The sequence below is a fragment of the Gemmatimonadota bacterium genome, from assembly GCA_040388625.1.
Taxonomy (GTDB): Bacteria; Gemmatimonadota; Gemmatimonadetes; order Gemmatimonadales; family Gemmatimonadaceae; genus Fen-1247.
Window position 1 is genome coordinate 201,641 of the sequence record JAZKBK010000002.1, and the last position, 12,434, is coordinate 214,074.

The 12,434-nt window shown below is 61.4% G+C and carries 11 protein-coding genes; 1 reads left to right on the forward strand and 10 read right to left on the reverse strand.

Going from position 1 to position 12,434, the window contains the following annotated elements:
- Positions 1-100: 100 nt before the first annotated feature.
- The 10 genes from V4529_04580 to V4529_04625 all read right to left on the reverse strand — a co-directional run bounded on the left by V4529_04580 (position 101) and on the right by V4529_04625 (position 11,801).
- Complete coding sequence (locus tag V4529_04580; protein ID MES2357599.1) at positions 101-1,996, reverse strand: beta-L-arabinofuranosidase domain-containing protein; 1,896 nt, start codon at positions 1,994-1,996, stop codon at positions 101-103.
- A 111-nt stretch (positions 1,997-2,107) separates the two neighbouring features.
- A complete protein-coding gene (locus V4529_04585) occupies positions 2,108-2,833 on the reverse strand; it encodes an HD domain-containing protein (GenBank protein MES2357600.1) in 726 nt (241 codons plus the stop codon).
- 239 nt (positions 2,834-3,072) lie between these two features.
- Positions 3,073-4,482, reverse strand: a complete 1,410-nt coding sequence (locus tag V4529_04590; protein ID MES2357601.1) for a serine hydrolase domain-containing protein — start codon at positions 4,480-4,482, stop codon at positions 3,073-3,075.
- 374 nt (positions 4,483-4,856) lie between these two features.
- Positions 4,857-5,201 carry a hypothetical protein gene (locus tag V4529_04595; GenBank protein MES2357602.1) on the reverse strand — a complete coding sequence of 115 codons (345 nt, stop codon included), beginning with the start codon at positions 5,199-5,201 and terminating at the stop codon, positions 4,857-4,859.
- Positions 5,202-5,211: 10 nt separating this feature from the next.
- Positions 5,212-5,730, reverse strand: coding sequence for a polymer-forming cytoskeletal protein (locus V4529_04600; GenBank protein MES2357603.1), 519 nt, complete (start codon positions 5,728-5,730; stop codon positions 5,212-5,214).
- 174 nt (positions 5,731-5,904) lie between these two features.
- On the reverse strand, positions 5,905-6,825 hold the full coding sequence (locus V4529_04605) for a hypothetical protein (GenBank protein MES2357604.1): 921 nt from the start codon (positions 6,823-6,825) through the stop codon (positions 5,905-5,907).
- A gap of 256 nt (positions 6,826-7,081) precedes the next feature.
- Positions 7,082-9,040 (reverse strand): CocE/NonD family hydrolase, encoded by a 1,959-nt coding sequence (locus V4529_04610; GenBank protein ID MES2357605.1) that lies wholly within the window; start codon positions 9,038-9,040, stop codon positions 7,082-7,084.
- Between the two features lie 217 nt (positions 9,041-9,257).
- Positions 9,258-9,884 (reverse strand): carbonic anhydrase, encoded by a 627-nt coding sequence (locus tag V4529_04615; GenBank protein ID MES2357606.1) that lies wholly within the window; start codon positions 9,882-9,884, stop codon positions 9,258-9,260.
- A 34-nt stretch (positions 9,885-9,918) separates the two neighbouring features.
- Positions 9,919-10,617, reverse strand: coding sequence for an ATP-binding protein (locus V4529_04620; GenBank protein MES2357607.1), 699 nt, complete (start codon positions 10,615-10,617; stop codon positions 9,919-9,921).
- Complete coding sequence (locus tag V4529_04625; protein ID MES2357608.1) at positions 10,614-11,801, reverse strand: nuclear transport factor 2 family protein; 1,188 nt, start codon at positions 11,799-11,801, stop codon at positions 10,614-10,616. Before V4529_04625 ends, V4529_04620 begins: the two co-directional genes overlap by 4 nt.
- Positions 11,802-11,901: 100 nt before the next feature.
- Between V4529_04625 and V4529_04630 the strand changes: the two genes are divergently transcribed.
- Entirely contained in the window at positions 11,902-12,426 is a 525-nt protein-coding gene (locus tag V4529_04630; protein ID MES2357609.1) for an NADPH-dependent FMN reductase, read from the forward strand.
- Positions 12,427-12,434 lie beyond the last annotated feature (8 nt).

A 12,434-nucleotide genomic window follows, 5' to 3' on the forward strand; every position in this document is an offset into this window, starting at 1 on the left:
CGACGGCTCGCCGGCTGTCGTGTTCGATACCTAAGCTATACCGGCGCCACAGGCGGTTACAACACCGGTGGCCGGCCCACGGACGATTAAACTGCTCCCCCTACCAGAGCGTCGCCACCGGCACATTCCGATCGAAGTACATCTTGTACGGATAGTTCTCAGCCACCGCGTAGAACGGCTGGAATTTCGGCATCACCCGCTTGCCGCCCGGCGGATGAACGTGAAACACACCGGGCACCTTGGGATCGGCGACCAGCCATCTGTCCAGCTCGTCGTTGTGCATCGGCAGATTGAAGTTCGGGTCCTGCCAGTCACCGTCCAGAACCAGAACCACCGGCCCGCGCACAGCCGCAACACGATCGGGATGAAACGAGTCCACCGGCTCCAGTCGCATGACGAGTGGAATGTCGAGCTCCACCCTGTCACCATCGCGCCATTCTCGTGTGATCGTACCCCAGCTGCCGGGCGTGAACGTTGCGTCCACACGCTGTCCGTTCACCGCCGCCGTTGCGCCGCGAGTCCATGCCGGCACGCGGAACTTGAGTGCAAAGCTCGCCGGCTTCTGCATTGCAATCGACAGTTTCACCGAGCTGTCCTCGGGATAGTTGGTCTCCTGCACTACCCGTACGTCGCCGTCGCCACGCGACCAGGTTACCGTCGAAGGAACGTAGAGATTCACGTACAGCGCGCCGGCGTCCTTGTAGTAGATGATGTTGTGATAGTCCGCGACGTCCTGGATGTAGGTACCCGAGCAACAGGGAAACCCTTCCCAGTAGCGCGTCTTCATTCCGCCGGCAACGCGATAGTCTGCGTAGTAGAAAGCCTCGCCGCGCCCGCGCGGAACCGGTGACGCACCGATACCGTTGTACAGCATCCGCTCCATCCAGTCACCGTACCGCGACTCACCCGTGAACCGGGTGAGATAGCGCGACAACTTGAATGCCGCCCATGTTCCGCATGGCGTCTCGGCGGTATCGGGACGCGATTCCAGCGACCGGCCAAGACTTCCGTCGGGCGTCATCAGCCGTTCCGTTGGACCGTAACCGCCGGTTGCGAAGCACTGCGTGTTCTGGAAGTAATCGTAAGCATTCCTGATGATCCGCAGGTAAGCCGGATCACCGGTCACCTCATACGCCATCGCCGCGCTGCTGAACGTGTTGCAGTGACTGTATGCATGCGCCCCCTGCGCATCCGGGGGGCTCGCCGTGTTCGCGAACTTGTTCCAGTACGCAGGATACAGCCACACTTCCGCGAACTGCTTGAACAATGGATCGCCGCTCGCCTGGTACGCGCGGTAGAGATTCTCCGACAGCGTGTACCACTCGTGCGGAAGACCGTAGTATGTAGTCGGATCCGTTCGATCACGCAGCGACCGCTCGCGGCTGAACGTTCTGTCGGCCCAGCGCGTGATGCTCTGCAGCAACGGCATCGCTTCCGGTACATCGGCGTACACGTGCAAATCGACCAGGCCGCACACCATCTTGTCGTAACCGTATGTCTCCATGCGGCAGTTGCCATCGGGCCCGAACGTCTTGGCCCACTCGCGCACGAGCCCTACGGCTTTCGTCCGCGCTGTCTCGTCTCCGGTCGCCCGGTACATGCGTGCGAATCCGCTCAGCCACTGCCCGAAGATCTCGTCGGTGTTCACCTTCGCCCAGCCACCCAGAGTTTCGCCGGGCGCGGGCAGTCCCGCCGCGACGCGATATCCCTTCAGGATGTCGTCGTCCGGAACGTTCAGATAGAACTCGCGCGCGGCCAGATACTGCGTTCGCCACCGGCTCTCGTTCAGCGTCACACCGCGATAGTCGAACGGCTCGAGTGCAGTCTTCGCGGAGGGCGCATCCGCTACTCCGGCCGCGCTTGCAGCCGCGCTTGCAGCTGCACCCGCGCCGGTTTCCTGCGCGCCAAGCCGCGATCCGATCACTATCAGCCCCGACACGACGGGTACGGCGCTGATACCCTGAGCCAGAAACTCGCGCCTGGTAATGTCTTCCATTGGGCTTCCATGAAATTGGATATAATATCCCCAAATCACGGATATAGCGGTCGGCTGGACTTCCGCAAGTGGCCGGCCCCGGCCGCTCGACCTGCCACCAGTCGCTGAGCTCTACAGCACTCGCAAGGAATCCGTCTCCGCCGCGAGCTCATCCAGATACCGCTGCATCTCCGCCACCCGCTTCGCACCTTCCCGCTTGGCCGCCGCACTCTGCAACCGGCCTGGCATCTGAAGCATGTTCTGCCTTATCGCTTCCACCGCATGCGGCAGGTCCGGCGTGAACTTCTCGCGCGTAGTCAGCGACAGTATGCGCGCGACGTCCACCGCGCCAAGAAAGTCCAGTATGTCGGCATCGCGGAACAACACGGCGACGGCGAGAGTATCGGGCGGACGATAGTACTGATGATGATCGATGATCTCCTTCACCAGCGCGGACTTCTCCATCGGAAAACCGGCATCGCGCAACACGCTATCTACCAGCTGAATAGAGCGATCGCCATGATCCACGCCAGCCTTCGCGTACGGAGGAATCCCTCCCATGTCATGCAGATAGGCAGCCGCGTATAACGCGTCGTCATCCACTACGACGCCTTCGGCACGGGCAAGCGAAAGCGTCATCTCGTAATCACGTCGTCCGTGCGCAGGTCCCCACGCGGTATGCTGTAGATGCGCTTCGGCAAATGCCCGAATGTTCGCGCGCCAGTCGGGCGAAGCCGACTCTGCCGCAGTCGCTCCCCACGATTGTGCAGATGACGAGAGAACGAGCGTCGCGATTATGACTAAAGGCAGACACCAGGCAATGACGCTGGCACGACGCGGTCTTGGAAACCCAAACATGCAATACTCACCGCTGAGCGTTCGAAGAAGAGGACAGTCCGGCGTGAGTGAACCTTACTTTCAACTCGCCATGAATGTATCTCCAAACACGTGAATGGTAAGCAGCAGAACATCAACGGCTATTTTCATTGCCTGAACGCTCCTGTTCTGCGCCAGACGGTCAGCCTGACCGCATCACAGATCGCACCGGCGTAATGACCGATGCGCACGACGCGCAGTTGTTGCGTTCGAGCAACAGATCACCCCATCGGAGCAACCTGATACTGCTCCAGCTTGCCATCCGGCATCTCATACGTCCACACACGTAGCGTACGCGTTGGAAACTTCACGCGATAAACACGTTCGACCATACCGCCGCGATTGGCCTCCGATATCTGCGCGAACTCCGTCGGTGCGCCAAGTGGCGCCAGGCCGGAGGTGAAATCGAGGATGGCCTGCGTGCTGAAGTACGCGTTCGCGTCCTCCGTAAACAGCGAACGGTTGATAGTACCGCGTTGCAACCCTTCGAGAATGTCGCGTGCGAGAGCCGTGTGCTTCGCCTCCGTAGCATCCTGCGTCGTGAACAATACTCGCGCAATCTGATCGGCGATCACGCCATCAGCCCGTGAAGCGTCCTGGTTCGTGAGCACCACTACCGCGACGCTGTCATCCGGAAAGACGAGATTCTCACCCGTGAATCCCGCTACTTCACCGTTGTGCTCGATCAGCCGATGGCCGCCCATCGTGCCAACGTCGACACCAAGACCATAACCACTGCTGACCCCATCGCTGAGCAGCACCGTCGCTTCCATCGCCTTGTACGATTGCGGTGCGAGCAGCGATTGCCTGATCATCGCTATGTCCCAGCGCGCCAGATCGCTGGCTGTCATCGCAAGCTCACCCGCGCCGTGCATCCACCCGGGGCCAGTCGACGTCGCTGGACGCAACGGGCCGAGCGCGTAACGCATGTAACCGATCGGCTGAACGGAAGATGGCCCCTTCGCGTCGAAATCGATCGCGCTCTTCATCCCGAGCGGATCGAGAACTCTGCTCTGCAGAAACTGGAAGAACGGTTCACCACTCGCCTTCTCCACGATCAGCGCCGCGATTACGAAGTTGGTGTTGCTGTACTGCCATTTGGTACCCGGGTCGAAATCCAGTGGCTGCTTCGCCCACCGATCCAGAATCCCCTGTGGCGAGATCGGCTTCTGCATCAACGGTGGCACGTAGTCCTGGGGCCAGAAATCCTGGTAGCCGGACGTGTGCGACAGCAGCTCGCGAATCGTCACCTCGTCTCCACGCGTGAGCCCGGGCACGAACCGCGACACGTGATCGTCCAGCGACAGCTTGCCGTCCTGCTGCAACAGGAGTATGGTCGCCGCAGTCAGTTGCTTGCTGATCGAGCCGATGCCGTAGCGCATGTCGGGAGTCGCAGCGACCGCCGGATCCAGCTTCGCCGACCCGTACGCGTGCGCGTACACGATCTCGCCGTGTCGCACCACCGCGACCGATGCACTTGGCACACCGGTGCTCTTGAGTACCGAGGACGCTATCGAATCGATTCGCCCTGCGAGTTGCGGATCGGCGGGGGCGGCCTGTGCGCTGAGGGACAACGGTCCCAGAGCAACGCTACCGAACAGTACGGTGGCGAAGGCGTGAGGAATACGCATATGGAGGTTGATGAGGGTCGGAGCTCTCCTGCGACTCACAAGCATGCCAAAGATATGGCCGCAACGCCAGATGGCCGTTGGCCCGCCGACGTCCAACACGCACCGAATGGTTGCCACGCGCATGGCCTACGGATGACGATCGGATTCAACACCGTCGCGTTGCAGGAGTAAGCGATGGCAGGCGAATGTGGGGCACGGATGCATCCGTGCCTCACACTCTAAATGCTATCGAGAGCAGATTGCGGCTCTCCGCCCCCTACACACTCTAAATGCCATCGAGAGCAGATTGCCGCCGACCACCTTGCTGCTGTCATCGCATCTCAAGATCGATAACATGGCTTCCCGCTTTCGCGGGAATGACGGCTCTCTAGACCCTACCGCCCTTCCGGCTTGAACACTTCCACAGCCAGCGTGAAAGTCCGCGTCTCCGACGCCACCAACGCGCCCACGCCGACGATTTGCCGAGCGACTTCCTCGCCGCGCTCGTTGCGGATCGACACCACCATGGAATACTCCCACACCTGATCCGCCGCCGGCGGCTTGATGGTGCCGTCCACTTTCAACGCCGTGAAACTCGGAAAAACACTCTCGGTGGATGATGCACCGGAGCGCACGTGGTGCCGGCAGCCGGGACAGACGTTGGCGCTTTCGAGGATCGTCGCCCTGCAGTGCGGGCAACTGCGCGTCTTTCCCGGCGTCCGTTGATTCACCGTACTCACCTGCGTCTACTCACGCGATGCTGCGCCCCGCCGTCGCATCCGAGCGCTGTGGACCATCCTTGGCCCACCCGAACTCCACCTGCCCACGCATGCGCGATCCCGCCGCGACAGTGAGCGAGCCGGTGTTGAGATTGCCGTTCAGCACGCCCGTAGAACGCAGCTCCACGCGTGTCGCACCTTCGATGTTGCCCTCGAGCTCACCATCGATCACGACGTTGCTCGCGCGCACGCCGCCAACCAGCTTCGCGCCCGCTTCGATCGTGAGACTCCCCTGCACGTTCACGTCGCCTTTGAACTGGCCGGCGATGCGCACGTCTCCGTTACCCGTAATCGTCCCCTCGATCGAGAGTCCTGCCGAGATTACCGACTCGGCATTCTTCCGCTCCGGAGTCGCACTCGGGCTGCGGCGCACGGGCTCGTTCGCCGGCGGAAGATCGGCGGACGTCTGAGGCTGGACCTCGGGGTCTGGCGTCAACGACAGCGGTGAAGAATCCTTTTTGACCGAGGTCTGTTCCTTCCAGATTGCCATGGTGCGATGCTCCTGATTGATGTATACGTGCTTCGACTACTGACTACCGTGGACGACGGCGCCAGCACACGGTCACTGCCGCGGTGCGTCCTGCCTGCACAGAATGCACCACTATTTCTACCCCCCTGCGCAGCATCCGGGAATAGCCCGTCCAAATTTCGCCTGTCCCCCCATCTACCGAGTCCTCACCAGGTTCGCGGCGACAGCGCTCGCTCCCAGCTTCTTTCGCACGAACGGTCGTACAAAAGCGGCAGGCGGATTGTGCCCCGTCGCCATGTCATAAGCCGTTCTGTACATGGCGTTCGCCTCACTCTGGCGGCCCATCCGCTCGTACGTCATCGCCAACAGGCAGTGCATGAACGGATCGCGCTCGTTCCCCTTCATCGCGACCGCCTTGCCGAACTGCGCCTCGGCGGTGGGCAAGTCATTCGTGTACAGCGCGACATAACCGATCAGATACGGAAAGAAACGCTCCTGCTGTGCCGCCATTGCCGTGTCACTGTCGAGTAACTGGCGCGCCTTGGTGATCTGCTGCTCCGCCTCGGCCTTCTCCCCCTTCCGGGCCGCCAGACGGCCCAGTGCGTGCGCGAGCCGGTAATCCCAGAGACTGCGAGGATGAGTCTGTGGCGCCGGCTCCTTCACGCCGAGCTCGTAACCCTTTCGATACCACTGGTCGGCAGCGGCCAGATCGCCGGCGTCGATACAGACTCGAGCCGCCTCGTTCGCCATCTCCCCCTCCTGGTAGAAGGCGTTCTGCGGCTCCGCCTGTTCCCGCGTCTTCCAGTAGTCGATCACCATCGACTCGTACTTCACCGTATTCACGCAATCGCCATCAAAAGCATACGACATCGCCATCGCCCGCTGCGCCGCTGCCTTCGCGGCCGGAACGGTCGCAGTATCGATGATCTTCTGGAAGATGACGCGCGCCTGGGCCGTCTCGCCCATCAGATCCAGCTGGTTCGCCTCCCGCATTGCGGGCGCCATCCCGCCGCCCGGAGGAACGCCTTGCGACACCATGACGCCCGGGGCGACCGATGATGCTGCGATGATTAATCCCGCTGACGCAATGCCACGGAGATGAGATGCTGCGGTCATGACAGTTCTCCTTCGCTGATGGGGTGCACCGAATCCTCCGGTGCTCGACAGTAGGCTACTACTCTCCTTCCGGATATATGTTCGCCTCCGTACCATGTTCTTGGCTAGTGTCGAGCCACGATTAGTCGTGCCCGACCCTTTTCATCGCGATCAAACCGCCCGCGCGGTGATGCCTTTCCCCCCCCCGTCAGATGCGCAAATCGGGCGAGGATGCATATGCACCCTCGCCCGATTCATCGATCTCCTTCCTGTTGAGCTACTTCTTCGGCTGCTTCACCACAGTGATCGTCAACGACGACGGATACTGCTTTGAATGGTGGACGCTGTTGTGCGCCACCAACGGCTGCGTTTCGTCGTAGTTGTTCCCGCCAGTGTTCAGATTGCGATCGAAACGCGGGAAGTTGCTGCTCGATACTTCGATGCGAATGCGATGGCCCGCCTCGAAATAATTGCTCGTCGTCATCGGCTGCAGCGCGACCTTGTACACCTTGCCAGGCTGCATCCACTCCACCGGCTTGTCGTAACCGTTCCGATAACGCAGCCGCTGAATCGTCTCGTCCAGGTTGTACGCTCGCCCGTCAGGATACACGTCGATCAACTTCACCGTTATGTCCGTATCCTTTCTGTCCGACGACACGTACGTCGTGAACTGCACCGGTCCACTCACTTCCATCCCTTCCTTGAGGGGCTCCGTCGTGTAAACCAGTATCCCGTCGTTCTCCTCGGCCTTCCTCTGATCCAGTGCGCCACCAGTCAACGCATTCGCCTGACAGCACACGTTGCCGCCGTTCGACATCACCGGATGCATCGGATCGTACGTGAAGTTGTCCGGCGTATCCTTCGACGGTGCAGCCATCGTCAGCATGCCGTCACCGTTCAGCGTGTTGGCCTTGCCGTTGCTCGACAGATAGAACGTCATCGGTGACGCACCCTTCGGCGGCCATGAATCCGACGTCTGCCACTTGTTGATCCCCATCACGTAGTAGCGCACCTTGGGCAGCGTGTCGAGCAGGCCCGTCTTCTCGCCCTTGAGGAACGTGTCGAACCAGCCGTACGTCAGCGCGTTGTAGTCAAGACGGGCATCGCCAACGCTCCGCTCCCCAACGATCGTGTTCTCCGTCGCACGCGTGTACGAGCAGTGCAAGGTCGGCGCGATCACCGCGTACTGCTCGTTCGCGATCGCCGGATCCGCTGTCTTCCGCACGTAGTTGTACGTCGCGAGGTTCGGCCCGATCGACACGTCGTACCACGACATGAACCACAGTCCCGGCACGTTGATCTTCATGCTGTCGTTGAAGAGGCCGCCACGATACCACGCTGGATCGTTCGGCGTGCGCTTGATCATTGCACCACCGGTCGCGACCGGCATCGAGTCGGCGAATATTCCGTGCGGTCCGCCGTGCGCCTCGATCATGTCCTGCTCCGGCAGATACCAAAACGCTTCCTTCCAGTCCACTGGTGGCAACTGATCCGCGAGATCGAACCCGCGCGCAGCGCGAATGAGATCCGCCTGCGACGTGTTGGACGGGAACATCGGCCGCACCTGGTTCTGCTCACCCTCGAGCCAGTCGATGAACAGCATCTGCACCGCACCACCACGATACCAGTTGCCCTGCTCGAAGTAAGGCTTGACGCGGCCCACACCCGCACCGAATCCCTGCGGATTGATGGCGGCAAGACCCTTCGGTGCCTGTGCGGCAACACCCATCTGCCATTCTGCAGTCGACGAACAGCCCACCAGGCCGACCTTCCCGTTCGACCACGGCTGCGACGATATCCACTGGATCTCATCCACACCGTCTGTCAACGGCGGTCCCAGAATGTCGTAGTTGCCTTCCGAGAAGAAGTGACCGCGCTCGTTCGCCATCACGTAGGCGTAGCCACGCTTCACCGCTTCGAGCTGCGCGCTCATGTCCGCCGGTGCGCCAAGCTTGACGTCCCAGTAATTCATGTTGTATGGGGTACGACTGAAGATCGCCGGCGCCTTGGCCACGTTCCTTGGCCTGTAAACGTCGAACTGCATCTTCTTGCCGTCACGCATCGGTATCATCAGCTTGCGATCGATGATCGCGATGGCCTCGAGCGCCTTCTCGAGCGAGTCGCGATGTGCTACCAGTACGGTGTCACGCGGCGGACGGCGTTGCGCAGGTAGCGCCGGTACCACCGCGAGCAAGCTCACCGCGGTGCAGAGGAATTGGCGAGCAGCCTTGATCATGGGCACGTTCCGTGAACTTGAGTGCGAATGGAATGCATCTACGACGGCGCGCGGAGCGCCACGGCCGCCGTAGATAATACTATGACATCATTCCACTACGCGCCGGAAGGACCGTTCGTTCACCGCGTGGTTCTCCCCCGTCGTAATTCCCGCGAACGCGGGAAGCCATCGTTCACCAGCCGCGGCGAACATCTTCCTCCCGATCCTTGGACGGGCGCTACTCCGCGCCCGCCGTATCGAAGAAGTCCACCGCCCCAGTCTCGAGCGAGTACTCCGCACCCACGACCGCGAGCTTGCCATCCTGAATCAGCTGCTCGATGAGCGCCGACGCATGTCGTAGATGATTTACCGATACAGCGACGTTCGCCCGCACGGCATGGCGAACCAGCGAATCCAGATCGTTCCGCAAGTCAGTCTTTAGCAATGGCGCTACAGACGGCCGTACACGATCCACGATCGACTTGAGACCGGGTGACAGCTTTTCGCCCGGCTGCTGAAGCGCTTCCAGTGTCGCCAGAATGCCGCCGCACTGGGTGTGCCCCAGCACCACCACCAACGCCGTGTCGTAGCGCGCGGCAGCAAACTCCACGCTCCCCACCTGCGATGGCGCCACGATGTTTCCGGCAACGCGAATCACGAAGAGATCGCCGAGTCCCTGATTGAAGACGATCTCGGCAGGCACTCGCGAATCGGAGCAGCCGAGTATGATCGCGAATGGGTTCTGATCCTGTGGCAATTCAGATCGGCGTGAATCGCTGAGCGCCACGTCGCCGCCCTGCATGCGCGCGACGAAGTCTCGATTCCCGTTCCTCAGACGGTCCAGTGCTTCATGTGCTGACATCATATGTGTTCATATCCTCATGCTCGTAGTTCCCGATTCACGGCGCGCCCGGGTATCCGGCGGCCGGCAGGAGATCGCAGAACATGAAACGATTATCCCGCAGCACACTTTCACCACGCGTCACACCGAGTGCTTGAGTGAAAATAGGGCCTTCCGACACGAAAGTGTGAAATTCGCCCCGCTCGCCACATGGATCCACGCTCGCCGGCAGATCCGCGATCAGAGCTGCGTCGAACTCACGACCCGCGAACTCGGCGGATAACTGAGTAGTGTCTACGCAAACGAGATGCGCGCGAAATCCCGCTGCGATGAATTCGTGCGCCAGCGCACGTGTATCGCGTCCCCATAGCGGAAACAGCGCGCCGAAGCCGGCCGCACCAACCAGCCGCTCGCGATACTCGCGAACATCGGCAAGAAAGAGGTCACCGAACGCGATCCGCCGCACTTCCGGATATTCGCCCCGCACACGTCCGAGCGACTCCTTGAACGCGGTTTCGTATGCATCGTTCGACGATTGCTGCTCGAGCGTAATCTCGATCAACGGCAATCCCGCGGCAGCAGCTTGTGCCTCCACCAGTGCGCGCCGGACACCATGGATGCTCACACGATCGTAACCGCGTGTCATGCTCGTCTGGAGAGCCAGCACCTCATAACGCGGGTCGCCGCGCAACGCAGCGAGCGCGAGACTGCTGTCCTTGCCGCCGCTCCAGCTCAGTACAAGTGGCTCAGGAATCATTTGGCCGGCGTCGCGGGTGGTGGCGCTGTCGATTCATGCACCTGCACAGCACGCCACCCCTCCGGACGTTTCTGCATCATCATCGTGACGGCAAGCTCGCCGGTCGTGGTCTGGCCGTTCGCCAGGGTTCTGCGCGCGCTCATCCTCTCGGTCACGACCGCCGCATCGGAGCTCAGCACCGTGAACTCCGGCTCGCCAACGTAGCTGTACACGACATCGGATTTTCCATTGTTCCACCACTTGAGCTGCTGTGCGCGCACCGCGTCCCAACCGTTCATCACAGTCCCGTTGATCACGAAGACGAACGATGGATCGCGCATGTAAGCCCCCATGAAACGATCTGTGTCGTGCGCATTCGCCGCTGTCATCATCTCGGCGAGCAACGGCTCGATCTCCCGCTTCACCCTCGACGCGATGGACGTCGAATCCGATTGTACCATGCCCAGCTTCGGCGCGCGAATCACACGACCATCCGGATATCCCTGCACGTATCCGAGCACGCGTCCACTCGCATCACGCTGGAACGAGATGAGCGCGCCATCGCCGTCCGGACTGAACACATTGGCAGCGACCGGTACGAGGCGCGCGCCCGTCCTCTGCCCCGATGCAGTTGCGACGAGATTCGCCCCTTCCCAGTGCACATCATCGACGTAGCCAGGCCCGATCTCATAGCGTCCCACGAACGCGCCCATCGACGCGGAGTCGAGCGATATCGGAGTGACGGGTGAAACCAGCCATACCTGTGTGTGCCGCTCCAGCAGCCACCGTCCCTTGTGCAGCGCGAACACGTCCAGCGCCTTCCACGATGTTGCAAACTCGCCGGTGCCCTGTGGCCAGTGATCCGTGCGACGGTACTCGACGGTCGCGACATTGCCAAAGCGCTCGGCGCGCACACTGTCGACGGTGAATCGAGGTGCGGGAGCGTGGAATCGTGCAGCCGCATTCAGCAATTGTGTCTTTGTCATCTCGCTGCCGTTCGCGCCAACGATCCATACCAGATCGTCAGCCAGCATGGCACCGAGTGCGGCGGTGTCACCCCGCACTGTCGCACTGTATTCCGCGTCCAGCAGCGGGCGAAATGTGCCACTCGATGCAACGGGCGTACCCTGTCCGCCGGCAGGGTTCGGCACCGCGCCGAGCGCTATTATTACGCTCCAGGCCAGACCTTCGAATAGACGACGCATCTGCCGATCCGTGTTTGGGGAATGCGCAACACGACTGTCGGTTTAACTTACACCGCTTATCGCGCGGCGCCGTCGCTCGCAATCATGGATCCAGCCATTCATGCACATCCTCGCCATTTCCGGCAGCCTCCGCGCAGGCGCCTCCAACACGGCTGTCCTCCAGGCCGCGGTGCTTCTCTCGCCGCCGGGCGTGACCATCACACTTTACGACGGCCTCGGTGCGCTGCCGCATTTCAATCCCGATCTGGATTCGCCGGACGGACGTGCGCTACCGGCAATCGTTGCGGACCTGAGAAGGCAGGTCGGGCAGGCTGACGCGCTGCTCATTTCCTGCCCCGAATACGCGCACGGGATTCCCGGATCGTTCAAGAACCTGCTCGACTGGCTGGTGGGCAGCACCGAATTTCCTGATAAACCTGTCGCGCTTCTCAACACGTCGCCCCTGTCGGTGCACGCTCCGGCTCAGCTCGCCGAAGTTCTCACGACGATGAACGCGCGACTGATTCCGGAAGCGTGTGTCACCGTGCAACCTCGGCGCCGCGGTGACAGCGCCGCCACCATCGCAGCCGATCCGGAGCTATCGTCCACGCTGCGCGGCGCCATCGCTGCCGTGCTTCGCAACTAATTCCCGCG